Raw genomic sequence first — 26,061 nt, 5'->3', positions numbered from 1 at the left:
TGCTCCGACAATCTGCGGCAAAAAGTGGGGATGCGACGTGCAGATCTCGTCGCAGAATAAAAAGTAGATGGGCGTTAATAGTGGGTTGGCCGCTTGTTACAACCAGAGTGCGAATGTCAAGGCGCTTCGCTATGGCATCGTCCGTGCTGTTCGCTTCTGCGGTGGCAGTCTGGTACCCGATTCCGTACAGGGATAGTGTGACTACTGATGATGCCTACGTCCGGGCCGATCTGACCCCGCTAGTATCACACGTTGAAGGATATCTCGTGGATGTGCCGATCCGCGACAATCAGAGAGTGCGTTCTGGCGATTTGTTGGCATTAGTGCAGGATGCTGATTATCGAGAAAAGGTTGCCGAAGCTCAGGCTAAGTCTGATTTAGCCGCTGCCGCGCTGGTCGAATCTCTCAGCCAAAAGCAATATCAACAGATTCAAGTAGAAGCGGCTGCGGCATCCTTACGGGCTTTACACGCTGAGTTGGATCGCGCAGTTGCTGATCACAGTCGCTATCATGCTTTACTGCCAAGTGGATCGGTGTCTCGCCAGCAGGTTGATGGTATTGATGCAGACGTTAAGCGTTTGAGCGCTAATCTTGCCCAGAGGCGCGCCGAGTGGATGGCGGCGCAACAGCGGGAGAAAATGAGCAATGCGAGTATAAACAAGGCGAGAGCCAATCTTCAGGCTGCACAGTCGAGTCTGAATCTGCGCAATATAGATCTTGGCTGGACACGTATCACGTCTCCGGTTGATGGCGTCATTGGCGAGCGTCATGTGCGTCCTGGTATGTATGTGCGCACCGGAACGCTGATCGCCGATGTAGTTCCGCTGCCACATGTTTGGGTGGTCGCAAATTTTAGGGAAAGCGAGATAACGCATATACGCCCAGGACAGCGCGTTACTATTTTGGTTGACAGTCTGCCTGGCCAAGCATTCGAAGGTAAGGTTGACAGTCTTCAGCCTGCCAGCGGGGCGCAGTTTGCTTTGCTTCCAGCCGACAATGCGACAGGTAATTTCACTAAGGTAGTTCAGCGTTTTCCGGTGAAGATCACACTTGACCCGAGTCAGGATTCGCAGTCCTCTCTGCTCCCGGGTATGTCCGTTACTACGACCATTCACACATCAACCGGACTGAGTTCAGGAAATTTTATTGATTGGTTAACCGGCTGGCTGCGAGGGCGGGTGTGAGTGACTCTTTAGGCCTTGCCGTATCAGAAGTGAATAGTCGGCTGAAGTCGCGACTTTTTCCCGGATCTTTGATTCGATGGGATCGTCGGCGTTTTTCGGCCTGCGTGGCCGCTATTGCTGCAGCCTGGATGACCGTGCTCGGTGCCCGATACGTTGTGCTGGGATTTGCCGATGTACGGGGTGGTTTAGGCCTGGGGGTTGACGAAGGTACTTTGCTTTCTTCAGCTTATGCCGCTGGAGATGTAGTCGGCGTGGTGATTGGCTGCTGGTTGGCAACTGCGTTATCACTTCGACGGGTGTTGTTAGGGGCAACGTTGCTCTTTATGGCTACCTCGGTATTAATGGCGTTCAGCCCTCCTTATGCTGCTCAGGTCATCGTTCGCTTTGCACAGGGTATGGCCGGCGGGGTCCTATTACCGATGGCGATAGTTGCGCTATTGCGAACTCTACCGGCTAGGCATCGTGCTCTTGCTTTGGCACTGTATACCTCCGCCTCGACTCTGGCCCCGCAGTTGGCCGCTGCAATCACAGGCTGGCTGCTCGACCAGTGGGGATGGCGCGCACTGTTTCTCGCAAACCTTCTGCCTGGCATATTCGCATTGATCGCGGGTTTCTATGGTCTGCCGCGCGAAAGACTGCGTTTGCGGCCTTTGCTTCATATGGATCGGTTTGGAATGCTCCTGTTCGTTGGCGGGCTCGGCATGCTCGCCTGTGCTTTCGATCAGGGTAATCGGCTTGATTGGTTACAGGCAACCCCAATTAGAGTGTTGCTATTCGCCGGTACGGTTGCCATATGCGGATTTATATATCACGTGGTCAGAGTGAGGCATGATCGCCTGCTTAATGTAGAACTGCTGTCGAGACGCAATATAGTACTGGGCATTTTGGGAATTTTGCCTTTCAGTGTCGCTGTGACAGGTTGCAGCTATGTGATTCCCCAATTCCTTATACAGATACACAGCTATCATCCGCGCGAATTGGGAGCGGTGCTGTGGGATGCAGGCTGGCCGCAATTGATTAGTTTTGCGGGCGCGGTAGTGTGCTTGGATAGGAAATGGTTGGGAGGTCCCCGTCGTTTACTTGTATTGGGGGGCGTATTGGTCGCCACGGGTGCTCTGCATGACAGCTTGAACATCGACGGCTCATGGGAGGGCGATGAGTTGCGCATTGGGCAGATATTGCAGGGCTTAGGGCTGCCCCTGATCTTGTTGCCACTGCTGTATTTGTATGTTGGTGATCTTTTGCCGCGCGAGGGATTGCATGCTGCTATGGCATTCAATGTTATGCGCAGTATCTGCGGTACGGCGGGTTTGGCTTGGGTTAGCACTTTGGATCGAGTACGTGAGCAAACCCGATCTAATGTACTTATGGATCATGTGAGCACATCCTCGGCCGCTGTTTCAGCGAGGCTGGATGCCCTTATATCGGCAGTCAGTATACGGTCCAGCGGCAGTGATCAGGCGACGGAACAGGCATTGCATCTACTAGCTAGTAATGTGCGGCTTCAATCTCAGATTTTGGCGCATGCCGATACCTTGGCAGCGATCGCTGTGGTTACATTAATAGGTGCAGTGTTGGCGGCATTTATGATGCCCTACGGATCGGGACATCCCAGTTCTAATGTCCGCCACGCTTGAGTACCGTGCCTATTAGCACTCTCGCCAGAGTGTATGATATTTAATGGTATCCATACTCAAAGGACTTCATTGATGTTGAGTCTGAATAATGCCCTTTAGTCTATTGCGGCGGCGCAATTTAAGACTGAGCGAATCAATCAGCCGATGAGGATTGCGGTGGAGGACGCTGGAGGGGATTTAATCGCGCATATCCGGATTGGTGAGTTCGGTATTAGCCCTTTAGATCTGGCTCGATATATTCAGTCAGGCGGACCACTCTTCGCTATAAATAGTTCGCACGGGGAGGGGGGGCAGTTGCGATATATTCTTGGCGAATACAGTTGCTTCGCGACGGTACTGTTATAGGAGCCGTCGGAGTGATTGGCGGTGCGCGTGAGCGGGACGATTTAATCGTGTGAGCTGGCGTCGCAACTTTTAGTTAGCTCCGTCGCGCGTCAATGCCTGCATGGCAGCAGGTGCTCCATGCAGGAAGCGAATGATAGATATTTCGATAAAACGATCCAGATCTTCCGGAACTGTCATGTCATATACCCAGCGACGTTGGGCAAGATAAAATAATTCACCGTGTAATCCCCATGCAACTTCAAGCTCAGCCGACGATAAGGTCTCACCGGGTGGCTTTTCGCAGGAAAGCTCACGTAATTCCATCGCCACTGGTTCGATCACTTTGGTCTGGATTAGGGAAAGATAACGTTGACTGATGCCGACGCTCTTGAGTCCTGCAAAAATAAAAATCCTAACCCAGTCATATCGAAAGATCGCAGGCAAATATGCCTTGTAAAAGTCGATTAATCGCGCTTCCAAGGTCTTTCCAGGCTGCTTTAGCATTGCCTCCCATTCAGGTTGCCAGCGGCTAAGGTAGACCTCTTGGTACACTCTATCTATCAACGCCTCTTTCGTTGCGAAATAACGAAACAGGTTCTGGTGTGTGATTCCAAGGCGTTCGGCTAACTCGCGTAGGGTACCTTCGAATCCGACCTCGGCGAAAAAGCGTACCGCCTCTTCAATAATCTCCCTCTCACGCTCTTGGGGGGGCATGCGTTTGCGTTTGTTTGGCGTTGGCCTCGAGGAGTCGTCGATCGTCTCGGTGGGGGCACATTTGCGTTTCGATTGTGGTGATCTGATCATGCTTTCAGCATAACGATAGACAATCGCTTGGTAAACAAGGTGGGACGCTTTGCAGTGAAATGTCGCACCACGCTCGCTAATTACTGATTGGTAAATAACTATTGATCGGTTGATTTTTTGCCCTATAATTACCATCCGGTAATTATTCACGTTGCGGACAAACTGAAGCGCATTTCAAATCAATTAGGAGGATTTCTGTAATGGCTAAAGCCCCCGAAACTGTATCAGTCAACGATCAGCGTTTCCTTGCTGGCCAGGCGGCGTTTGAGGAGATCACTGGGCTGCGTTCTAGTGAATTCTTGGACGGGCTAAAGGACCTTGCTCCTGCTATAGGCCGATTTGTTATGGAGTGGGAATTTGCCGATGTCTATGGGCAGAGTTCGTTAGATCTGCGTACCAGAGAACTCATTATGGTAGCTGGATGTGTTGCGCTAGGAGCAACTGCTGCTCCCATTCTGAAACTGCGAATTGGCTCAGCCTTGCGTGCCGGTGTTTCGCGTCAGGAAATTATTGACACAATTATCCAAATAGGTATAGCTGCCGGAGTTCCTGCTGCACTAGCGGCGATTCAGTCTGCTGGAGAAGTATTTGCAGTGCTCGATGCTTAAAGTGTTATCTGTTGCTTTTTTAGTAGGGAGCTCGAGAATAAAACAAGGCTCTGCGATGTTTGGAAGGCCCGGCTAGGGGTGGTCTGAGGTAGCCATATTTTTTTGTAAAATTCGGCTGCCTTCAATTTTGAAAGTGCCGATTTGATCCAAAACGCTCAGATCACTCACTCATTCCTATCTTTATTAGCCGCCGTGAGAACCTCGCGGTGGCTATTCCCTATATTACAGGCACACCTCTCCTGTATCGCTCGCTAAATGTCGGAATGCCATCCACAGATTCGACATTGCAAATCGCGTCGCCAGATGTGCCGTGTCCTTTGCCAGGCTAGGGAAGCGTGTTTTCACAAAACTGAACTGGCTATTGATCATTGGAAAGGGTGTTAGAACTTATTCAAAATTACTTTACCGCTCGCTTCTGTAGGCTCGTTATATACGTCGCTCTGAATCGCATGCCTACCTGCAGTGGGTGTCGATGCGACTTCAATCGGGATACTACTGCCAAGCTTATCCACTGCCACTGGGAAACAAAAACATAAATCTTTCTTGGGTCATTTTTCAATAAGCTCCAACATGTAAGCCTGTGCTTGCTATTGTGTAGCTGCGAAGCGACGCCCGGTCTGGCTCTGACGTAACAGCCGTATTCATCGTTAGCTGAGTAAATTTTTAAGCCTGGTTACTGACAAGCTTTAAGGAAACTCTGAAAAAGACTTTCTGATTTGGCAAAATACCGCGACCCCACCCACCGAGTTTCCCGATGAAGCAGATGACCTTCGCCGACGCCGAGTACGCTGGCAAGCGCAAGCAAACCCGCAAGGAGTTGTTCCTGATCGAGATGGATCGGGTGGTGCCGTGGAAGGGCTTGATTGCTTTGATCGAGCCACATTATCCGAAAGGTGAAGGTGGCCGTCCGGCCTACCCGTTGATGGCGATGCTGCGTGTGCATCTGCTGCAGAACTGGTTCGGCTACAGCGATCCAGCGATGGAGGAAGCGCTGTACGAAACCACGATCCTGCGCCAGTTTGCCGGGCTGAACCTGGAGCGCATCCCCGACGAAACCACCATTCTCAACTTCCGCCGCTTGCTGGAGAAACACGAGCTGGCGGCCGGCATCCTCGCTGTCATCAATGGCTATCTGGGCGACCGCGGCCTGTCGCTGCGCCAGGGCACCATCGTCGATGCAACGCTGATCAATGCGCCCAGTTCGACCAAGAACAAGGACGGCAAGCGCGACCCGGAAATGCACCAGACCAAGAAGGGAAACCAGTATTATTTTGGCATGAAGGCCCACATCGGCGCCGATGACGAATCGGGTCTGGTGCACAGCGTAGTGGGCACGGCGGCCAATGTGGCGGATGTCACCCAGGTGGACAAATTGCTGCATGGCGACGAAAACGTGGTCTGCGCCGATGCAGGCTACACCGGTGTCGAAAAGCGGCCCGAGCATGAAGGACGTGAAGTTATCTGGCAGGTGGCGGCACGCCGCAGCACCTACAAAAAACTCGATAAGCGCAGCGTGCTGTACAAAGCCAAGCGCAAGATTGAAAAGGCCAAGGCTCAGGTGCGCGCCAAGGTCGAGCATCCGTTCCGGGTAATCAAGCGCCAGTTCGGTTACACCAAGGTGCGCTTTCGCGGCTTGGCCAAAAACACGGCGCAACTGGTGACACTGTTCGCTCTGTCGAACCTGTGGATGGCGCGCCGACATTTACTGACGAATGCAGGAGAGGTGCGCCTGTAATGCGGGAAATGGCCACCGGAGTGGGGTCCGGGTGGCGAAAACGTAAGAAATACTCGTCGAATTGATTGTTTTTTGATCATTTGGCGAGTTTAAAAGTTGCGCTAGGTGGTATGCCGGGGAAATACATGGCTACTTCAGACCATCCTTAAGCAGGTTGATCATCACTCCAGTGTTCCGTCACTTGAAGGATGTCAGCTTTGGTGGTCTTAGCTTCATGATGGTGAGAGCCATGGCAGTTTGAGAGTCTGCCACAGCTATTTGTTAAAAAGCTAAACTCACTTCGCGTCTATATCCAGCGCTAGCTTGTAACTTTTCTGGTTTTCAAGGTTTTTAATGTAGGTTTCAATATGTGGAAATTCGCTCTTGGATTTGAGCAGGTTGAGCGCGCCTTTTACCACAAATCCCAGCATGAAGTCTGCTCCTGTGAGTCTCTCCTCGATTAAAAACTTTTTGTTATTCAAGTGGTTGTTTAGATAGGAAAAAACTTTATTGAATTCAGCTTCGGCGTAGTTGTTAAGGAATTTTAGTTCGGTTCCAGATTGTGTTTCAAACTCATTAAATATTTTCAGTAAGAACGGAAGCATTGCGGAGCTTTCTGAGAAATGGATCCATTGTAAGTAGTCAAGGTATTCTGCAGAGCTTTCTGTTGGTGCTAAATGAGGTGCGAATTTTTTTATCAGGATTTCTGCGATCGCGCCTGACTCCGCAATTATTTTTCCATCAAGCTCGATAACTGGAGATTTGCCTAGGGGGTGAATGCCCCTCAGTGTCTCGGGGGCTAGATGTGTTTTTTTATCACGCTGATACCGAATAATTTCATATGGTTGGCCTATTTCTTCCAGCAGCCACAGAATACGAAACGACCTTGAGTCATTGAGGTGGTGAAGTTTTATCATCATTTTTACGCCTTCTGAGTGATCTCGGTAAGGGAAATGTGCATTGTCTGAGGCTATCGATAGGTAATTTGCGGACTCGCAACGAGTAGGCAAGAAATTGTATCTGTCAATATGCGACCAGTCTACTATTCTGGTGGGCTGAATGCTCCGATAGCACTTACGGTCCGCTCCGAGTCCTTTGAGATCTGCATCTCGATGCTTGTCTTCTAGCGAGAGAGGAGTGCGCCCACTGAAATCCAAGGAGCTTTGGGAGGCTTAGGATTGGTTCTTTGCGTGTACTGCGGCGCTATGAGGATGCCGAGCGTGGGTTAGTGTTTATACCTGCGGAGGCCATCAACAATTGCTACAATCTCTGGAGCATAAAACTCACATAGACGACTGGTCTATTTTATGGTAGCTTGCACTGATGAAACCACGTTACGATGATACGCGCCAACATTTGCTCGATACGGGTCACCGAATGATGGTGGTTAAGGGGTTCACGGGTGTTGGGCTTAACGAGATTCTGCAAGCCGCAACTGTGCCAAAAGGTTCGTTCTATCATTACTTCAAATCCAAGGAGCAGTACGGGCAGTGCTTGCTCGAGGATTACTTTCGCAATTATCTGGCGAACATGGATGAACGATTTGCCGCTACCGGCAATACAGCCCGTGAGCGGCTTATGGGATATTGGCAGAAGTGGCTTGAAAGCTATTGTAAGCCCTGCGATGAGCAAAAGTGTCTTGTAGTTAAACTGAGCGCTGAGGTTGCAGATCTTTCGGAGGTTATGCGCCTCACTCTCCGTGACGGAACAGATCAGATAATTGAACGTATTTCTGGCTGTCTTGAGCAGGGTCAACTAGACGGTTCTTTGCCGCAAGGTGATGCTTACCGAACGGCCTTGGCGCTATACCAGCTTTGGCTTGGTGCAAGCCTGCTGAGCAAGCTGCACCGTAACAGTCGGTCGCTAGAAAATGCCATGGCTACTACTCTGATGATGCTGGTCCCTGAGGAGGCGTGATTACGAGATCGCCCACCCTCCTGCCTCGGTAGGGTGGCTTTTTTATGGGAAAAATAGCAGACTGGTCTAATTTTTCCGTTGATGCGGTTGTTTTTCCCCGCCATCCAAGGAGTGTGAAGATGTCTCAATCAAAGCAAATCAATCGAAGCGTTGTTCTGGCATCGCGTCCACATGGTGCGCCTGTCGAAGCGAATTTTCTTATTGAACAAGGTCCAATTCCTGAACCCGCAGAGGGGCAGGTACTTCTGCGCACTATCTATCTATCGCTAGACCCTTACATGCGTGGTCGCATGAGTGATGCGCCGTCCTATGCCCCTCCTGTCGAAGTGGGCGGAGTAATGGTGGGGGGCACTGTATGTCGTGTGGTTGCCTCAAAGCATCATGCCTATAAAGTGAATGACTGGGTGCTGTCTTTTAGTGGCTGGCAGGACTATGCGCTGTCCGATGGCAGCGACCTGACCCCTTTGGGCGATTCGCCAGCGCAGCCGTCTTATGCATTGGGCATATTTGGAATGCCAGGCTTCACCGCATACATGGGCTTACTGGATATTGGTCGGCCGCAGGCGGGTGAAACGCTGGTGGTGGCGGCTGCTACCGGGCCGGTCGGTGCGACTGTCGGGCAAATCGGCAAGATCAAGGGCTGTCACGTGGTCGGTGTGGCCGGAGGGGCGGAAAAGTGCCGGCATGCTGTCGAGGTGCTAGGTTTCGACGCCTGCCTCGATCATCGAGCGCCGGACTTCGCCGAGCAACTGGCCAAGGCCTGCCCGTCGGGTATCGACATTTACTTCGAGAATGTCGGTGGAAAAGTCTTCGATGCTGTGCTGCCGCTGCTCAATGCCAAGGCCCGAGTGCCGGTCTGCGGAATTATTGCGCACTACAACGATACCGCTTTACCCGACGGGCCAGATCGCTCGCCTGCCTTGATGGGGGCTATTCTGCGTAAGCGTATTAAAGTCCAAGGCTTCATTATTTTTGATGATTACGCGCACCGCTACGACGAATTCTTTAACGATATGTCGAGCTGGTTTGCGCAGGGCCGGATTAAGTATCGTGAAGAATTGGTGAGTGGTCTAGAGGAGGCGCCTAAGGCCTTTATCGGCCTGCTAGAGGGGCGTAATTTTGGCAAGCTAGTGGTTCGGGTAAGTGAAGACTGATTGCCTGTTGTTGGAATGACAGTGTTTTTTGCTCTGCCAGCTCAAGCTCCTTGCTGGTAGGGCTTTTTTATTTAAAAAGATCCAGGCCACTAAGTACAAGTAATGCCTGTGGGGGGATTATGCACGCACGCAGTAAGCGCTCGCATCAAATAAACGCCGCGTTCTGGCGTGTACTGGTTGGCTGCTTGGGGCTTTACCCAACGCTTTTGTTGGTGCTGAGTATATTAGCCCCGCTGACCCGTGATTTGAGTTTCCCAGTAATGGTATTGGTGGAGGTGCTGGTATTGGTACCAATCACCCAGCTTGTCTCCTTTCCGCTGGCCGGGTGGTTGGTTGCCCGTTTAAGGCGGATTAATTCGTGAAGGTATGAGGCTGTTTTGGCCTGCTTCCCGTACCGCACCCACATGATTAAAGCGATAACTAAGGTTGTCGGCATTAAAAATACTAGTCTGAGGAATGAAGATGCAAACGCTAATCATCAATGGACAGTCGCACCAAGTCGACGTGCCGCAGGATATGCCTCTGCTTTGGGTCTTACGCGATGTGCTAGGCCTCACCGGGACAAAATACGGCTGTGGTATTGCTCAGTGTGGCGTTTGCACCGTGCATCTTGATGGTCAGCCGATACGTTCGTGCGTGACCCCTGTTGCTGCTTTGACGGGCCGCTCAATCACCACCATTGAGGCCATCGGTGAGACTGCTGTCGGTCAAGCCGTTCAACAGGCTTGGCTGGCGCATGAGGTGGTGCAATGCGGTTACTGTCAGTCAGGGCAGATCATGGCGGCCACTGCTCTGCTGCAGAGCCAGCCCGCGCCAGACGATCAGGCGATTGATGCTGCAATGGCAGGCAATCTTTGTCGCTGCGCCACCTACACCCGTATTCGCACAGCCATCCACAGTGTTGGCCGTGTAGAGGAGGCGTGAGATGAAGAAGACAATCGAAATGAATGTTGATATGTCCCGTCGCCGTCTCTTGCAAGGCAGCGGTATCGCGGTCGGCGGCTTGGTGTTGAGTACCTGGCTACCGCCGTTGGTGTCCAAAAGCGCTGCCTCCGAGGCTGCTGCCTTAGGCCGGCTGGGTGATCGCTCCGCTGAGGGGTTCGGGGCCTTTGTGCGGGTGGGCCCAGATGGCGTGGTCACGGTGATCTCGCCGAAGATTGAAATGGGTCAGGGCGCGCAAACTGGTATTGCAATGATGGTGGCGGAGGAGCTTGAGGTCGATTTGGATAAGGTAGTAATCCAGGAGGCCCCACCGAACTCCGCACTGTATACCGATACCCTGCTTCAGTTTCAGGCCACTGGTGGCTCGACCTCTACCCGTTACACCTGGGAGCCGCTGCGTCGGGCGGGCGCTACAGCGCGCATCCTGTTGATTCAGGCGGCATCGCTGCAATGGCGTGTCGCGCCGAGCCTGTGTCATGCGCAGAATGGCCAGGTGTTTGGCCCCAAAGGCCTGCAGGCTGACTACGGCGATTTGGTCGAGGCCGCTGCGACGCTGCCGTTGCCCGACGCGGTGCCGCTGAAAACCCCCGAGCAGTTCAAGCTGTTGGGCACTCCCGCGCAACGCCTGGACACGCCCGCGAAGGTCAACGGCAAGGCGCGCTTTACCATTGACCTGCAAATCCCCGGGATGCTGGTGGCCTCCAGCATCACCTGTCCGGTGTATGGCGGACGGCTGCGTTCGGTTGATGAAACTGAGGCGCGACGGGTGTTAGGGGTGCGCGACATCGTGCGTTTGGACAATGCCGTGGCCGTTACCGCAAGTAACTTTTGGGCCTGCCAGCAGGCCATCAAAGCGTTAAAGATCGAGTGGGAACTTGGGTCGAACGCTACTATCGGATCAAAGCAACTGGACCAGGAGCTGCTAGCCGCAAGTAGCCGTGATGGCGTGGTCGCTAAGCGCACAGGCGATATTGAGCAAGCCAAACAGGGATCTTCCAGCCAGTTCGAGGCCGTTTACGAGCAAGCGCTGTTGTCGCATTCGCCGCTTGAGCCCATGAGCTGCGTGGCCCATGTGCGTAAAGATGCGTGCGAGCTATGGGTGGGCACCCAAGTGCCGGTCTTCGCCCAACAGACGGCCGCACAAGTCACCGGGCTGCCCTTGGAAAAAATCCAGGTGCACAATCAATTGATCGGTGGGGCATTTGGCCGGCGTCTGGAGTTCGACTTCATCACCCAAGCAGTGGCCATCGCGCGTCAGGTCGATTACCCGATCAAGCTGGTCTGGAGCCGTGAGGAGGACATGACCCACGACCTGTATCGGCCGCTCTATGCCGATCGTATGCAAGCCGCCCTCGATAAGCAGGGGCGTCCGCTGGGCTGGGAACACCGTATCGCTGGTGCCTCGATTCTCGCCCGCTATGCCGGCAGCTTGCCTCCCAGCGGCGTGGATGCCGATGCCGTTGAAGTCGCGGTGGAACCCATCTACCGCCTGCCGCATTTGCAGGTTCGCTATATCCGCCAGGAGCCGAGTGTCGTGCCCGTGTCCTGGTGGCGAGGCGTGGGCCCTCTGCGGGGGACCTATGCCCTGGAGTGTTTTATTGATGAGCTGGCGCACAATGCCAAGGCCGACCCTGTGGTCTACCGTTTGGAGCTCTTGGCGGACCAGCCACGTGCCCAGGCGGTGCTGCGCTTACTTGCTGAGAAGAGTGACTGGTACCAGTCTTTACCTGCTGGGCAGGGTCGGGGTGTGGCAGTAAGTTCGGTGTTTGGCAGCTATGTAGCAACTCTCGTTGAGCTTGAGATGCAGGGTGAATTTGGCTTGCGCATTAAACGCTTGATCAGTGTTGTGGACTGCGGCTTCGCGACTAACCCGACGTCGGTCTTGGCGCAGGTTGAAGGAGGGACATTATTCGGTCTGTCTGCTTCGTTGTTCAACGAGATTCTTATCGAGAACGGTCAGGTTCAGCAGACCAACTACCACAACTATCGGCAGCTGCGCATAAGTGAGGCGCCAGCAGTTGAGGTGCACCTGCTGTCTAGCCTGGAAGCACCGGGCGGAGTCGGGGAAGCCGGTACTGCGCTGATCGGTCCAGCTTTGGTTAACGCTCTCTACGCTGCTTCCGGTACGCGCATTCGTCGGTTACCACTTAGCCGTGCTGGCTACTATCCGGTTTGAGGAGTTACTCATGAATATGATAACAAGCTGGCTATTGCTCGCTAGCGGTTTCCTGATGGCGCAGTTTGCGTATGCGCAGGACGACTTACTCGCTAGGGGCGAGTATCTTGCGCGCGCTGCAAATTGCGTGGCTTGCCATACCGTGCCCGGTGGTAAACCCTTCGCCGGTGGTGTCGAATTTAAGCTGCCATTCGGCTCGCTTTTTTCGCCCAATATCACTCCAGATAAGCAAACTGGCATCGGAGCCTGGACTGATGATGAGTTCGTTAGCGCGCTGCGAAACGGCGTGGGGCGCGATGGCAAACACTACTATCCAGCATTCCCTTATACGTCCTACAGCAAGATGTCGCGTGACGACATCCTGGCCATCAAAAGCTATCTCGATAGCCTGGAGCCAATCGAGCAGGTGGCTCGAGAGAACCAACTGAACTTCCCGTTCAATCAGCGTTGGGGGATGTTTTTCTGGAATATGCTGTTCCTGGACGACAAACAATTTCAAACCGAGGCCCAGCACTCTAGCGAGTGGAATCGAGGCAAATACCTAGTGGAAGGTCCTGGCCACTGTGGTGAGTGCCATTCGCCTCGGAACCTGTTCCAAGCTGTCAGCAAAGACCGTTCGCTTGCCGGTAACCTGATACAGGGTTGGAACGCTTACAACATCAGCTCTGACCCGATACATGGCGTCGGTGCCTGGCCCACGGACGTGCTGGCGCGTTACTTGAAAGACGGCGCGGCGCCCGGATTCGGGTTGTCCACCGGGCCGATGGCGGAGGTGGTGGAGCACAGTCTGAGCCATCTGACCGACGCCGATCGTCACGCGATCGCCGTTTATCTCAAGGACTCACCGGCGCGCAGCGAAGGTGTGGCTCGTCCGCAGCAGGCTAAGCTTGCACCGCAGGGGGGCGACAATGCCCTTGGCAACAAACTGTTCGCCGAAGCCTGTTCTAGTTGTCACCGCTGGGACGGGGCCGGAAACCAGAGTCAGACGGCCATGCTACGGGGTCTAAAGACGGTCAACGATCCTGCCGCCAGTAACTTGCTGGGCATCCTGCTAAATGGGCATGGTTCGACCGACACCCGGGTAGATCGACGCATGCCGTCGTTCGGGACCATTTACTCCGACCAGGAATTGGCTGCGCTGAGCAGTTTCGTACTGAAACGCTTTGGCGAGACTGGTGCGCAGGTATCTGAGCAAGCTGTGGCCAAGCGCCGTACCGAGTCCCTTCATTGAGCCGAGGTGCCTCATGTCTGGTTTGATTCCACTGCTGGATGTACTCCTGGCGGAGCGCAATGCTGGCCGAGAAGCGGTGCTTGCGACCGTGGTAAAAGTCGACGGCTCTGCGTATCGGCGACCAGGAGCGCGGATGCTAGTCTCGCGCTTCGGCAGGCCCGAGGGGACCATCAGTGGTGGCTGCCTTGAGGCGGAAGTCGCCAGAAAAGCCTGGTGGTTAACTGAAACTGGGCCTGCACTGCGTAGCTACAGCACCTCCGAGGCGGATGAGGGCAGTGAGGAAGCGCTTAGTTTCGGGCTGGGCTGCAACGGTAAGGTTCACGTATTGTTCGAGCGGCTGCCTGCCAGTGGACCTTGCGCGTTGATTACTGCGTTGCTTGGCGTTCGCGACACCCAGCAACCGGCGGCCATCGCCACGGTGATCGCCAGTCCGGCTGATGGTTCACACCGGTTAGGTGATCGCCTGTTATTAGTGTCAGGACAAAGCGCCGAGGGCGAGTTGCTGCAGTCGGCGCTGGCTGAGCAGATCAGGAGTGATCTCCAACAGACCTTGGTGCGTGGAAAGTCATCCCGATATCTTTACCCGAATGGCACCGACAAGATTGAAGTGCTTATGGAGTACCTGCCGCCCGTGCGGCGTTTGGTAGTGTTTGGTGCGGGCCATGATGCCCAGCCGCTGGTGCGCATGGCCAAGCTCTTGGGCTGGCATGTGACAATCATCGATGGGCGGTCACACTTTGCCCGAGCAGAGCGTTTTCCCGACGCTGACCAGGTGCTGGTTGGCGATGTTGAGCAACCTTTCGCCTACCGTGAACTTGTACGCGGCGCAGCGGTGGCGGTGATGACTCACAGCTTGGCGCAAGACGCGCACTGGCTGCAGGGAGTGTTGCACAGTGAGCCCTGTTATGTAGGGCAGTTGGGCCCGCGTGAGCGCACCGAGCGCCTGCTGGCCGGTATCCACGAGCAGAAGGGCGAGTTGCCGGGGCTGGCGTGTTTGCATTATCCGATTGGCCTGGACCTGGGCTGCGACACTCCGGAAAGCGTGGCTATGGCGATGCTGGCGGAAATTCAGGCGGTGCTCAATGGTCGTAATGGTGGCAGCCTGCGTTTCAGGTCCGCGAGTATCCATGATAGCGACCCAGTGCTGATCGCTAGCGAGACCGAAACCGAAATCGCTTTTGCTGCAGCAGGCTTATCGGCGGTTCGCCGTGCAGCCTTGACGACTGATCAACCGAGGAACCTATCAGCATGAATCAAGCCATACGCGTTATAGCGATACTGACCGCCAAAGGCGGCAAAGAGCAGCAGGTCGAGCAGATTCTGCGAGCTTGCGTGCAGCCCTCGCGGGCCGAAGACGGTTGCCTGTCTTACGTCCTGAGTCGGTGCATTGAACAGGTCGGACGGTTTGTCTTCGTCGAGCGCTGGGCAAGCCATGAGGCGATAGCGCTTCATCGGCAGATGCCCCATTACACGGCCATGGCCAATGCCCTTGGCGAGCTGCTGAGCGATCGTCAGGTTTATGTGCTGGAGGCGTTGGCTGAGGATGGCGAGTCAGCCACTGGCTTCGACACGGACATGGCTGGGTGATCGTCGATCGACAGGGTCGGCGTTTCCGCAAACTTCGCCTGAGCCTCACGGCTGCCTGCAATTACGCCTGCACCTACTGTGTGGCCGATGGCCGCCGCTTGGTGGCCGCGCGTGATGAGCTGACGGCCGCGTCGATGCTGCGCGCCGTCGAACTGCTCAGGGATGTCGCCGGTATCGACGCGCTGCGCATTACCGGCGGTGAGCCGCTGCTGAGTGATCGGCTGGAGCCTTTTCTGCAGGGCATCGGTGCGCTAGCGTTGCAGGACATCAGCCTGACCACTAATGGACAATTGCTGGCCGGCAAGTTGCCGTTATTGCGCAGCGCGGGCATCCAGCGGGTCAATGTGTCCCTCGACACACTTGACCCGCGCGCCTTCCGCAAGATCGCAAAGGGCGGCGATCTGCAGACTGTGCTTAACGGCATTGAGCTGGCGCGTCGATCTGGTATGAGCATCAAAATCAATATGGTGCCGATGCGTGGCAGCAACCTCGACCAGGTCATGCCCATGTTGGCGTTCTGCCTGGAGCAGGGCTACGAATTGCGCTTTATCGAGCTGATGCGCATGGGCCATCTGGCCCAGCATGCAGAGGCTTTTCGTACCCAGTTCGTCGGCCAGCGCGAGCTGCTGGAGCTTATCGGCGAGTGTTATGTCTTCACACAAACCGAGGCAGCGCTAGATGCCACTGCGCTGCGTTATAGCGTGGGCGAGCGCGGGGCGTTCGGTATTATTGCCAACGAAAGCGCGCCCTTTTGCCGGAGCTGCAGTCGTCTGCGGTTGTCGTCTACGGGCTGGTTATACGGATGCCTATCATCCAATCGCGGACATTTTATGGGCGCGCTGTTGGATCTGCCGACTGAGCAGGCGCAGCCGCAACTGAAAGGGTTGCTCAGTCGTGCGCTGCAGGACAAACAAGACGCCACTTTTACCGGCAGTGCCCTGATTATGAAATCGGTGGGTGGCTAAGGTCGGCCGGCTTGTCGACGTCTAGCAGGATGCCCCTGTCAGCAAGCGTCACTTCTATCACCTGTTGCGCATGGGTGGCGATTAAAGCCTTGGCCCCATTCTCCCCTTGCAGTTGCATCAGCTCCGGCCAAAAGCGCCGGCCGAACAACACGGGGTGTCCGCGCTGGCCATCGCAGTAAGCGACAACAATATGTTCAGCGTGCGCATGCGCGCGCAACTGCAACAGCGTTGCGAGAGTAATCCACGGCATATCCCCGAGCAGCACCGCCACCGCAGTGGCCTGCGTATTTGCCAGGCTCTGGATGCCGGCGGCCAGGCTTGAGCCCATGCCCTGTTTGGCGTGGGCCGCACGTACCAGATGAATGCCATGCGGAATAGCCAAGGCCTGTGCATCATCCTCAGCCTTTAATACGACTCGAACATCGCTGAAGGCTTCTTTCGCGCGCAACAACGTCGCGCGCAAAAGGCTGTTGCCGTCTGCCAGCTGGGCAAGGCGTTTGTCGCTGCCGAAGCGTTGCCCGGAGCCGGCGGCGAGAACTAGGCCGACATACTCAGGCTTGCGGTGCGGTTCTGTCATGTTGAAAAAATCCTATGCTGCCCCCTGAAGAAGAGGGCCGGCCGTAAAAAACCACTAGGAGGCTTCGCGCTTCTCTCTGGCATGTGCAGTATTTTGCGTATACCGCTCTGGTTTCAGAGTGATTAAGTGACAGTTTGGCGAAACCAAAGTGCGTTTCCAATGGGTAGTGAAGAACGCCGCGCCACAGGTCAAGTTGTTCGATCTGTCGAACCTGAACATGTCCTGGCTGGCCGGTATTTGCTGATCACCCCAGGCGAGATGGGGGTGTAATGCAGAGTATGCCCGCTACGAAATGCTCGCTGCGGCTAAAAACTCATAAATGAACGGGTGATTTGATGTTACTTGGTCAGATTGCTGTTTTTGAAATCGGCAAGCACTGAAATCAGCCAGAAATACAAGGTTTCTTCAGCCTTAGATTTTTTCTTGCAGCGCCTTGAAAAAGGCATCGATATTTTCTTCGTGGCGTTTGTAGTAGGTCCAGGGGCCGATCCGCTGCGATGTCACCAATTGCGCGCGCTGCAGAGCTGCGAGATAAAGCGATGTAGTGGACTGCGAGAGGCCTGTGCGCTCTTGGATGATACTGACGCACACGCCTACCGTTTCTGGGTCGACCTCCTGCTCTGGAAAGATTGTCCTGGGATCCTTGAGCCAATTGAGGATGGCAAGGCGCATCGGGTTTGCCAATGCTTTCAGTGCTTCGTTGACGTCAATGGTCATGGAATTTTGATACCTGTATTTTGCGATATTTAGATATCTTCCGGGTTTGCGCAGAAAAATGGAAGGTATTGACGTGACCTCTGCGCCCGCCGTCTGTTGCAAGGACTGGCCGCTCCTGGCTGAAGTATTGTTGCTCTGTCAGGCAGCACTATCAGAAGCCTGGACGCCGAATTGCGGGACGATATGCTTGCCAAGTTCCTCGATAACCTCTGCTGCGGGACGTTTACCATACTTGAGGTTCAGGATGACGTGATCTACACCGATTTCCTGAAGTGTATCCAGCAAGGCCCGAAGGTGGTTACGTCCTAGTCGGAATCCTAGATGGATATGCGAGGGCGGCATGGACGGGTGTTCGTCCAGGTCGATATAAAGCGATTGCAAGAACGGCTTGTAGATAGTGCCACACTGTTTAACTATTTCCTGTCGCCAATCCTCCACGATCAGTCGCTGTATTTTTGGCGGACGTGGATAGTTGATCCATCCATGGCTTTCACGTGCGATCCAATCGATCGGCTGGCGGCTGTGTCCGGTTACGAATAGCGGTATTTCCCGAGTCGTAGGTTTGGGAACGAGGTCGGCCCCCACTAACTCGCCGCCACTCCAGCGAATGGGCTCGAAGTGTGTTCGATGGGCTTGGCGTATCACATTGAAGTTTTCTTGAAAGGTCTCGCCACGCTTTTCTGGATCAATGCTGAATGCGGGAAACTCCACGGGACGATCGCCAGAGGCTACTCCCAGGAGCAAGCGACCTCCGCTCAACTGATCAATGCTCGCTGCGGCCTTTGCCGTGTGCAAGGGATTACGCAAAGTAAGGGCGATGGAGGCGGTACCTAGTGCGATTTCTGTTGTATGGGCTGCCATGTAGCCCAGATACACCCAAGGGTCGAAAACCTGGCCGACATCGCCGAAGCTTGGGTCCCTGAGTGGGACGTCGCGAAACCAGAGCGCCGAAAAACCAAGTGCCTCTGCACGTTTGGCCAGCGCGACCTGATCTAGCATGCTCGGTGCATCACTTTCGAAAGCCTCTAGGGGAAAGAACAGCCCAAGGCTTAGATGACCCTGCCTGAAGGTTCGTTTGAATCCCCTATGCTCTTGGTAGGGGATCGTGCTCGGTTGGTACATGCTTAACTTCCTCGGTCAGCAAACGCTGAGCCACGCCCCTGAGTTATGGGGCGTGGCATTGAGCGTTTAGGATTTGTAAGTCGGGTAGTCGGTGTAGCCCTTATCGGTACCGCCGTACATGCTGCTTGGATCAACTGGGTTAAGCGGCCAGTTGTTGGCGATACGAGCGGGCAGGTCGGGGTTCGCAATGAAGGGGCGACCAAAAGCGATCAGGTCGCCCCAGCCAGCTTTTATCACGCGATTTCCTCGTTCAGCGGTGTACTTGCCGGCATAGAGAATCTTGCCGCTGAAGGTCTTACGAACATCTTCCCGGAACGTCTCAGGCAGCTCGGGTGCGTTTTCCCAATCGGCTTCGGCGAGCGACAGGTAGGCAATGCCCACTTCCTCGAGGATCTTCACTGCCTCGATGTAGGTTTGGTGAGGATCTTCTTCGACCAGGCCAAGGTATACGCGGTCTTCGTCTGTGGTCGCGAACAGCGGGGCGAAGCGAACGCCCATGCGCTCCTTGCCGACGACACCAGCAACGGCCAGGGTGATTTCGCGCAGGAAGCGAAGACGGTTCTGCAGCGAACCGCCATATTCATCATCACGCTGGTTGGTATGGACCGAAATGAACTGGTTTACCAGGTACCCGTTCGCGCAATGAAGCTCCACCCCGTCAAAACCTGCGTCCAAAGCATTTCGGGCTGCTTGGGCGTAGAGCTCAACCAGTTCCTTTACCTCCTTGGTGGACAGGGCTCGTGGGGTCGATGGGTCGGCCAGTGCACCCGTGCCGGGGCCAGTTTCGATGAACACCTTGACGTTGTCCGCGCGGATGGCTGATGGCGCGACGGGCGCTTCACCACCGGGTTGCAGCGATGTGTGCGACACGCGGCCTACATGCCAAAGTTGAGCAAAGATCACCCCCCCTTCGGCGTGAACAGCGTCGGTGACCTTACGCCAGCCTTGTATCTGTTCTGGGCTATGAATGCCGGGTGTCCAGGCATAACCCTGTCCTCGGGGTTCGATCTGTGTGCCCTCGGTCACCATGAAGCCAGCACCGCTGCGCTGACGGTAATATGTGGCCATTAGGTCGTTCGCAATATTGCCGGGTTGGGAGCTGCGCGAACGCGTCAGTGGCGGCAGAACGATACGGTTCTTGAGGGTGTATGGGCCCAGCTGAGTGGTTTTAAAAATTTCTGATTGTGTCATTTCGTTTACCTGCATATCTAAAATATTCGATGTTATAGGTCAAAAAAACATGGATCAGCGAGGTCAGAAGAGCCCGAGCGGTGCTTCGTTGAGGCTGACGTAGATGTTCTTCTTCTGGCTGTAGGCTTCCAGCATTGACTTGTGAGTTTCCCGTCCTAGGCCAGATTTCTTATAGCCACCAAAGGGGGCGTGGGCAGGGATCTCATGGTAGGTATTTACCCACATACGTCCGGTTTCCACCGCGCGTGCCACACGTAACGCCCGGTTGATGTCTTGGGTCCAGACTGCGCCCGCTAGGCCGTACTCGGAGTCGTTGGCCATGGCGATGACCTCCGCTTCATCCTTGAAAGGAATGACGCACAGAACAGGGCCGAAAATTTCCTCGTAGGCGACGCGCATATCGTTGCGAACACCGACCAGAATCGTTGGCTGGATGAAGAAGCCGGCATCGTAATCGGCACCTGTAAGGCGACCGCCGCCGATCAGTACCTCGGCACCTTCCTGTTTGGCGATATCAACGTAGCCGAGGATCCGTTCCATCTGGGTCTTGCTGACCTGTGCGCCCATCATGGTGTCTGGGTTCAATGGGTCACCCACACGCACAGCTTCGAACTTATGCTTGAGCTCAGCCAGGAATTGCTCGTAGATGGACTCGTGAACGAACAGCCGTGCGCCGGATTCGCAGACTTGGCCTTGGTTCCACAGGATGGCGAGGACTGCGCCTTCCACGGCCTTGTCCCAGTTCGCATCGGGGAAAACGATGTTGGCTGACTTGCCGCCCAGTTCAAGGGTGGCAGGAATGATTTTCTTCGCTGCCGCATTGGCGACGAGTTCGCCGACACGCGTCGAGCCAGTGAAGGCAAGCTTGCGCAGGTCTGGATGATCCAGTAGCGCCTGGCCAACTGAGGTGCCTAAGCCTGTGACGATGTTGACCACGCCGGCCGGAAGTACCTTGGCGAAGATCTTCGCCAGTTCAAGGATGGTGACCGGGGTTAGCTCAGAAGGTTTGATGACTACGGTGTTACCCGCCGCGATGGCTGGAGCGATCTTCCAGGCGGCCATAAGAAGCGGGAAGTTCCACGGAATCACTTGGCCCACGACGCCGAGGGGTTCACTGAGAGCGATGCTGAGTGTTTGCTCATCCAGCATGACCGCCTCATCCGATTGGCTGCGGATTGCGCCGGCGAAGTAGCGGAAATGATCAATCGCCAGTGGGATGTCGACGGAGCGACTTTCACGAATGGGTTTGCCTACATCAAGGGTTTCCAGAACGGCGAACCGATCGGCATCGGCTTCCAGCAGGTCGGCGATCTTCAACAACGCATTGGCGCGTTCCGCTGGCGAGGTGGTACGCCAGGTCACGAAGGCGCGTTTTGCGGCCTGCACCGCGCGGTCGACGTCGGCAGCTGTGGCGTTTGGGATGTTGGTGAGAATTTTTCCGTTGGCGGGGTTGATAATGTCGAGGGTTTCACCGTTTTCGGCCGCCACCCACTGGTTGTCGATAAACAGGCCGTAGCTGTTGTCGGGAAGGTAGCTCGGATGGGTATCACTGGAATTTTGCATGGGTTACCTCCTGAGGTAAGTGCGATGGGTTTGGTTGAGATTATTTGAGATATTGATATATGTCAATATGTAGTTGTGTGTTCGCGCAGGCATTCCTATCGCCGCACTTTTTCAGCCTGCTTCTGGATCGGCGGGGAGCGCGCTGTGCTGCGCGCCAGGCTTGGCTACGTAGTCCAGTCCCCCCCGATCTCTTCATCAAAGAGGGGGGGGGCTGCTGCATAAAAGCACTGAGGCCTGTTTGCATTGAGGTGAAGATGTAAGTCAGAACGGCGCGTCGATATCCATGACGTTAATCAGCTTGTGGTTGACGAATTCCTTGATTCCCAAACCAATCAGCTCGCGACCGTAACCAGATCTTTTGATTCCGCCGAAAGGTAGGTCGGCTTTCGATGACGTTGGGTGATTGACGAACACCATGCCTGTCTCGATGCGCTTAGCAACCTCAACACCATGCTGGGCGTCTGCGGTGAATACCGAACCACCGAGCCCGAACGGAGAGTCGTTGGCGATAACTATCGCGTCTTCTTCGTCTTTAGCTCGTAAGATCATCGAGACTGGACCGAAGAACTCCCAGTAGTAGGCAGGGTTATCAGGCGTCAGGTTGGTCAGAATGGTCGGTTGAACAAATGCACCCTTGCTTGGTACCTTGGGCCCAACCTCGGTGGCCGTAGCACCGTAGTTGACTGCTTCACGAATCTTCGCGCGGATTTCGTCGGCGGCAGTTTGAGATGACAGGGGGGCTAGATTTGTTTCCGGATCGAACGGGTCGCCGGCCTTCAGTTGTGCTACACCTTCGGCATAAAGGCGCAGGAACTCATCGTAGACTTCTTCCACTACAATCATGCGTTTGGATGATATGCACACCTGTCCAGCATTCCAGTGACGGCCTACAACAGCCCACTTCACGGTCTTTTTCAGTTCAGCGTCGCGCAGAACTATGAAGGCATCTGCCCCCCCCAGTTCCAATGTAGATTTCTTCAGTGCCTTGCCAGCCTGGGAGGCGATGATGGCACCTGCGCCTTCGGAACCGGTCAGTGCCACCCCGTGTACTCGAGAGTCGTTGAGGATTGTCTCGATTTGCTGGCGAGTTGCGTACATGTTGCTGAATGCGCCAGCAGGTAGACCAGCATCAAGCAGTAGTTGTTCGAAAGCTTCGGCACATTGCGGTACGTTTGAAGCATGTTTGAGCAGCACGGTATTACCCGCTGCCAACTGTGGTGCGAGAATGCGAGCAATTTGATAGTAAGGAAAGTTCCATGGTTCAATGGCCAGGATAGTGCCCAACGGCTCATGGACCAAGATTGCTTCACCCTCGGCTGGGTCGGCTACCGGCAGCTTCTGCGGAGTTAACAAAGCTTCTGCATGTTTAACGTAATACTCAAAGATACTTGCTGAGATTTCTACTTCACCTAATGCTTCGGCAGTGATCTTGCCCATTTCCAGTGTTAGCAACCGGGCATAGTCGTTTGCTCGCGCGCGCAGCAGGTCGGCAGCTCGCTGAAGGACGGTCCCACGCTCTGCGATTGAGCAATTCTTCCAGACAAGAAATGCGTTGTGAGACGCCTCAAGAGCCTGTTCAATCTGAATATCTGTTGCATCTGGAAAACTTTTTAGAACTTCACCTGTATAGGGATTAACGGATGCGTATGCCATGCTGTTTCTCCAGTAATTTTAAGTAAATTTGATTTGTTAATGAGGCTGGTAAGTAGACAGGACCTAAACTGCGGGAATATTTTGGTGCATTTACTAATGATTGATGCCATCAATCAGGAATACTCTGTAAACCGCACCTTTAAGACGATGTTGCAGTGCCTCTTGGTAGGCGGGGCTGGAGTACCACTCTCGAGCTGCTGCTATGTCCGGAAATTGAAGAATGACTGCGCCCTCAATCGGTCCGCCTTCGAGCACCTCCAGTTGGCCGTAGAAGGCCAATGGTGTGAGGTTCCGACCCTGGCGTGCCGCCGGTGCTTTACGGGCATAGAGTTTCAACTCAGCCTCGTCTGTGGTGTGTTCACGTGTGAAGACTACGTAGGCGGACATTGACGTAGTCTCAGGCCAACAGTTTGAGCAGCGAGTGAGCCGTAGCTTCAGAGGAAGCTGGGTTCTGGCCAGTTACGAGCAACCCATCGACTTCGACATGAACGCTCCAGTCAGCACCCTTGGTATAGCGCCCACCATTTGCCTTGAGCATATCCTCTACCAGGAAAGGCACGATTTGAGTTAGACCCACCGCAGCCTCCTCGCTATTGCTGAAACCGGTTACTGTCTTGCCTGCAACCAGAGGTTTGCCATCTACACACTTGACATGGCGCAAAACCGCTGGTGCGTGACAAACCGCTCCGACAGGTTTGCCGGATTGGATTGATTGCTCGATCAGAGAGATAGAAAAGGTGTTCTCCGCAAGATCCCACAGTGGGCCATGGCCGCCAGGGTAGAACACCGCATCAAACTCGGAACTGATCACGTCGCGCAGTTTCTCTGTGTTGGCCAGCGCGTGAGTGGCGACTGAATCGGTCTGAAAGCGACGGGTGGCGTCTGTCTGGAAGTCGGGCTCATTGCTCTTTGGGTCGATGGGTGGTTGACCGCCTTTCGGCGATGCTAGGGTCACTTGCACGCCAGCGTCGATGAAGGCGTAGTAAGGCGCGGCCAGCTCTTCGAGCCAGAAACCGGTCTTCTCGCCAGTGTCACCAAGCTGGTCGTGGGAAGTCAGAACGAGGAGAATCTTCATGTCGTATACCTTGCAGTTGTGCATGCTTGTGGATGTTTTGTAATGCGCTGCCTGTGTGGATAAGCAGTGCTGGAGGTTGGCTTATAGGCTCGCTTCAAGCACACGGCGGCTGACGTCTAAACTGACGTTGTTGTGTTCGCCGAGTGCGGTGAGGTGGTGTGTGTCGAGCTGGTTTATTAGCGCATCTATAGCGTCAGTGCCGAGCTTGTAGGCGGATAAGTGCGTCGGTAAGCCCAGGCTCTCGAAGAACATCCGGGTCTGTTGTATGGCCATGTCAATCCGTTGTTCTTCGTCCCCTTGGCTGATCTGCCAAACCCGCTCGGCGTACTGCAGCAGCTTCGCGCGCTTGGCTTCACGACGAATCTCTAGGTTCGCAGGAAGTACGATGGCCAGGGGCCGTGCGTGATCGATGCCGTACAGCGCGGTGAGCTCATGGCCGATCATGTGGGTGGACCAGTCCTGTGGTACGCCCGCTCCGATCAGGCCATTGAGCGCCAAAGTGGCCGTCCACATGAGGTTGGCACGCGTGCTGTAGTCCGCGGACTCTTTCAGTACAAGGGGGCCAATTTCGATCAGCGTTTGTAAAAGACCTTCGGCAAAACGATCTTGGACGCGCGCATCGATTGGGTAGGTCAGGTACTGCTCAATGACATGCACGAACGCATCGACAACGCCGTTTGCGAGTTGACGGGTGGGGAGGGTTTGGGTTTTGGTGGGATCGAGAATCGAGAATTGTGGAAACATGTAAGCGCTTCGAAACGGCAGCTTGTCTTGTGTCGCCCGGCGAGTAACCACGCCTCCATTGTTCATTTCCGAGCCAGTTGCCGGTAGGGTCAGAACGGTGCCAAATGGCAGCGCTCGTCGAATACTTGCACCCCGCGTTTCCAGAATGTCCCAAGCATCACCCTCGTAGCCAACAGCAGCGGCAACGAACTTGGTGCCATCGATGACCGAACCTCCACCGACAGCCAGGAGAAAATCCAAGCGATGGGTGCGAACCTGATCAACAGCCTTGATTAGCGTTTCATAGCTGGGGTTTGGTTCTATACCCCCGAATTCTTGCACTTCCCGAGAGCCTAATGCGTCACGGACTTCGCGGAGCGTACCGTTTGCACGAGCGCTCTGGCCACCATAGAGCAGCAGGATGCGGGCCGCAGCCGGAACCAGTTCATCCAGGCGGCTGATGGTTTCGTTGCCGAAGACGATTCGCGTAGGGTTGTAGAAGTCAAAATTAAACATTGCTTTAACTCCGATTAAATAGACCAGTCGTATATTTTTTGAGTAAATTTTTTACATTGAAAATCTCATCGGTCGGATACCTGACTGAGTAACAGAGAAGTAGTCTCGAAGGCCGCCTGCAAAGGCATCTGATCACGCGTGACCTTGGTCCTTAGACTGGCTCCGAGCCAAAGTTGGTACAGCATGGTCGCCAAGCCGCGGGTGTCAGTATCGCCCGGCAGAGAACCATCGTTTACAGCGTCACTCACCACATTGGCGAGACGAGTAATTACTCCTTCCATGCCATCCTGGAGCACCATACGCATTGGCTCCGATAGATCACTGACTTCCGCTGCAAGCTTCACTGCCAAGCATTTCCCCTCGGCGGGATAACAGGCTGATTGGGTTTCAATCCAGGTAGCCCAGTAGGCCAGCAAGCGTTGTGCTGCTGATACACTTGGACGGTTCAATAGCGTTTCCAATTGCACCATGTAGTCACTGAAATAGCTCTCCAAGAGCGCCTCGCCAAATGCTTCCTTGGAATTGAAGTAATGATAGAACGAACCTTTTGGCACATTCGCAGATTTAAGGATTTCGCTCAAACCAACAGCTGTGAATCCTCGCCCGGCGATGATGTTTTGAGCCGTGTCGAGGATGTGTTGCCGTACATCGGTGGTGGTCATCGTATTCATGGACGCACCA

The 26,061-nt window shown here is 54.6% G+C and carries 24 protein-coding genes and 1 pseudogene; 12 read left to right on the top strand and 13 right to left on the bottom strand.

Features of this window, described 5'->3' with window-relative positions; genetic code table 11:
- Positions 1-131 precede the first annotated feature (131 nt).
- Together MOQ67_RS21360 and MOQ67_RS21355 are read left to right on the top strand one after the other, a co-directional pair.
- Positions 132-1,184, top strand: a complete 1,053-nt coding sequence (locus MOQ67_RS21360; RefSeq protein WP_050587207.1) for an HlyD family secretion protein — start codon at positions 132-134, stop codon at positions 1,182-1,184.
- On the top strand, positions 1,181-2,821 hold the full coding sequence (locus MOQ67_RS21355) for an MFS transporter (protein WP_448675555.1): 1,641 nt from the start codon (positions 1,181-1,183) through the stop codon (positions 2,819-2,821). The genes MOQ67_RS21360 and MOQ67_RS21355 overlap by 4 nt, the downstream gene beginning before the upstream one ends.
- Before the next feature lie 414 nt (positions 2,822-3,235).
- Here the strand turns inward: MOQ67_RS21355 and MOQ67_RS21350 are convergent, their stop codons facing one another.
- On the bottom strand, positions 3,236-4,099 hold the full coding sequence (locus MOQ67_RS21350; RefSeq protein WP_448675554.1) for a TetR/AcrR family transcriptional regulator: 864 nt from the start codon (positions 4,097-4,099) through the stop codon (positions 3,236-3,238).
- A gap of 50 nt (positions 4,100-4,149) precedes the next feature.
- Here MOQ67_RS21350 and MOQ67_RS21345 point away from each other — a divergent pair, with 50 nt between their 5' ends.
- Positions 4,150-4,557: a carboxymuconolactone decarboxylase family protein gene (locus tag MOQ67_RS21345; protein ID WP_010562376.1), complete on the top strand. Its 408-nt coding sequence runs from the start codon at positions 4,150-4,152 to the stop codon at positions 4,555-4,557.
- Positions 4,558-4,779: 222 nt separating this feature from the next.
- Here MOQ67_RS21345 and MOQ67_RS21340 read toward each other — a convergent pair.
- A pseudogene (locus MOQ67_RS21340) lies at positions 4,780-4,935 on the bottom strand (IS5/IS1182 family transposase); the annotation flags it as partial.
- 376 nt (positions 4,936-5,311) lie between these two features.
- Here MOQ67_RS21340 and MOQ67_RS21335 point away from each other — a divergent pair.
- Positions 5,312-6,292: an IS5-like element IS1384 family transposase gene (locus MOQ67_RS21335; RefSeq protein ID WP_010466230.1), complete on the top strand. Its 981-nt coding sequence runs from the start codon at positions 5,312-5,314 to the stop codon at positions 6,290-6,292.
- A gap of 275 nt (positions 6,293-6,567) precedes the next feature.
- Here MOQ67_RS21335 and MOQ67_RS21330 read toward each other — a convergent pair whose 3' ends face one another.
- Entirely contained in the window at positions 6,568-7,191 is a 624-nt protein-coding gene (locus tag MOQ67_RS21330) for a glutathione S-transferase family protein (RefSeq protein ID WP_169878815.1), read from the bottom strand.
- Between the two features lie 403 nt (positions 7,192-7,594).
- Here MOQ67_RS21330 and MOQ67_RS21325 point away from each other — a divergent pair, with 403 nt between their 5' ends.
- The 8 genes from MOQ67_RS21325 (at position 7,595) to MOQ67_RS21290 (ending at position 16,243) form a co-directional block, all read left to right on the top strand.
- The gene (locus MOQ67_RS21325) at positions 7,595-8,188 is read left to right on the top strand and encodes a TetR/AcrR family transcriptional regulator (RefSeq protein WP_032902029.1); all 594 of its coding nucleotides are present in this window, start codon (positions 7,595-7,597) and stop codon (positions 8,186-8,188) included.
- A 119-nt stretch (positions 8,189-8,307) separates the two neighbouring features.
- Positions 8,308-9,342, top strand: a complete 1,035-nt coding sequence (locus tag MOQ67_RS21320) for an NADP-dependent oxidoreductase (protein WP_010562380.1) — start codon at positions 8,308-8,310, stop codon at positions 9,340-9,342.
- A 462-nt stretch (positions 9,343-9,804) separates the two neighbouring features.
- Positions 9,805-10,266, top strand: a complete 462-nt coding sequence (locus MOQ67_RS21315; protein WP_010562382.1) for a (2Fe-2S)-binding protein — start codon at positions 9,805-9,807, stop codon at positions 10,264-10,266.
- 1 nt (position 10,267) lies between these two features.
- Positions 10,268-12,460, top strand: coding sequence for a xanthine dehydrogenase family protein molybdopterin-binding subunit (locus tag MOQ67_RS21310; RefSeq protein WP_032902028.1), 2,193 nt, complete (start codon positions 10,268-10,270; stop codon positions 12,458-12,460).
- A gap of 10 nt (positions 12,461-12,470) precedes the next feature.
- Positions 12,471-13,691: a cytochrome c gene (locus MOQ67_RS21305; RefSeq protein ID WP_448675553.1), complete on the top strand. Its 1,221-nt coding sequence runs from the start codon at positions 12,471-12,473 to the stop codon at positions 13,689-13,691.
- 13 nt (positions 13,692-13,704) lie between these two features.
- Entirely contained in the window at positions 13,705-14,943 is a 1,239-nt protein-coding gene (locus MOQ67_RS21300; RefSeq protein ID WP_050587206.1) for an XdhC family protein, read from the top strand.
- Positions 14,940-15,278: a putative quinol monooxygenase gene (locus tag MOQ67_RS21295; RefSeq protein ID WP_032902025.1), complete on the top strand. Its 339-nt coding sequence runs from the start codon at positions 14,940-14,942 to the stop codon at positions 15,276-15,278. The genes MOQ67_RS21300 and MOQ67_RS21295 overlap by 4 nt, the downstream gene beginning before the upstream one ends.
- Positions 15,275-16,243, top strand: coding sequence for a GTP 3',8-cyclase MoaA (locus MOQ67_RS21290; RefSeq protein WP_010562387.1), 969 nt, complete (start codon positions 15,275-15,277; stop codon positions 16,241-16,243). Before MOQ67_RS21295 ends, MOQ67_RS21290 begins: the two co-directional genes overlap by 4 nt.
- Here the strand turns inward: MOQ67_RS21290 and MOQ67_RS21285 are convergent.
- From MOQ67_RS21285 to MOQ67_RS21240, 10 genes are all read right to left on the bottom strand, one after another.
- A complete protein-coding gene (locus MOQ67_RS21285) occupies positions 16,221-16,820 on the bottom strand; it encodes a nucleotidyltransferase family protein (protein WP_032902022.1) in 600 nt (199 codons plus the stop codon). The genes MOQ67_RS21290 and MOQ67_RS21285 overlap by 23 nt on opposite strands.
- 411 nt (positions 16,821-17,231) lie before the next feature.
- Positions 17,232-17,537, bottom strand: a complete 306-nt coding sequence (locus tag MOQ67_RS21280) for an ArsR/SmtB family transcription factor (RefSeq protein WP_032902021.1) — start codon at positions 17,535-17,537, stop codon at positions 17,232-17,234.
- A 138-nt stretch (positions 17,538-17,675) separates the two neighbouring features.
- The gene (locus MOQ67_RS21275) at positions 17,676-18,659 is read right to left on the bottom strand and encodes an LLM class oxidoreductase (protein ID WP_448675552.1); all 984 of its coding nucleotides are present in this window, start codon (positions 18,657-18,659) and stop codon (positions 17,676-17,678) included.
- A gap of 66 nt (positions 18,660-18,725) precedes the next feature.
- On the bottom strand, positions 18,726-19,850 hold the full coding sequence (locus MOQ67_RS21270; protein WP_032902071.1) for an alkene reductase: 1,125 nt from the start codon (positions 19,848-19,850) through the stop codon (positions 18,726-18,728).
- Between the two features lie 63 nt (positions 19,851-19,913).
- Positions 19,914-21,413: an aldehyde dehydrogenase family protein gene (locus MOQ67_RS21265; protein WP_010562393.1), complete on the bottom strand. Its 1,500-nt coding sequence runs from the start codon at positions 21,411-21,413 to the stop codon at positions 19,914-19,916.
- A gap of 261 nt (positions 21,414-21,674) precedes the next feature.
- Positions 21,675-23,066 carry an NAD-dependent succinate-semialdehyde dehydrogenase gene (locus MOQ67_RS21260; RefSeq protein ID WP_032902019.1) on the bottom strand — a complete coding sequence of 464 codons (1,392 nt, stop codon included), beginning with the start codon at positions 23,064-23,066 and terminating at the stop codon, positions 21,675-21,677.
- A gap of 93 nt (positions 23,067-23,159) precedes the next feature.
- Complete coding sequence (locus MOQ67_RS21255; protein ID WP_010562395.1) at positions 23,160-23,453, bottom strand: DUF1330 domain-containing protein; 294 nt, start codon at positions 23,451-23,453, stop codon at positions 23,160-23,162.
- 10 nt (positions 23,454-23,463) lie between these two features.
- Positions 23,464-24,141 carry a type 1 glutamine amidotransferase domain-containing protein gene (locus MOQ67_RS21250; protein WP_032902018.1) on the bottom strand — a complete coding sequence of 226 codons (678 nt, stop codon included), beginning with the start codon at positions 24,139-24,141 and terminating at the stop codon, positions 23,464-23,466.
- Positions 24,142-24,222: 81 nt separating this feature from the next.
- Positions 24,223-25,380 carry an iron-containing alcohol dehydrogenase gene (locus tag MOQ67_RS21245; protein WP_448675551.1) on the bottom strand — a complete coding sequence of 386 codons (1,158 nt, stop codon included), beginning with the start codon at positions 25,378-25,380 and terminating at the stop codon, positions 24,223-24,225.
- Positions 25,381-25,445: 65 nt separating this feature from the next.
- Complete coding sequence (locus MOQ67_RS21240; protein WP_032902016.1) at positions 25,446-26,051, bottom strand: TetR/AcrR family transcriptional regulator; 606 nt, start codon at positions 26,049-26,051, stop codon at positions 25,446-25,448.
- Positions 26,052-26,061: the final 10 nt, after the last annotated feature.

Source organism: Pseudomonas sp. LY-1, assembly GCF_053502595.1.
The sequence above is the reverse complement of the archived record's forward strand: the minus strand, read 5'-3'. Positions and strand labels throughout refer to the sequence as shown.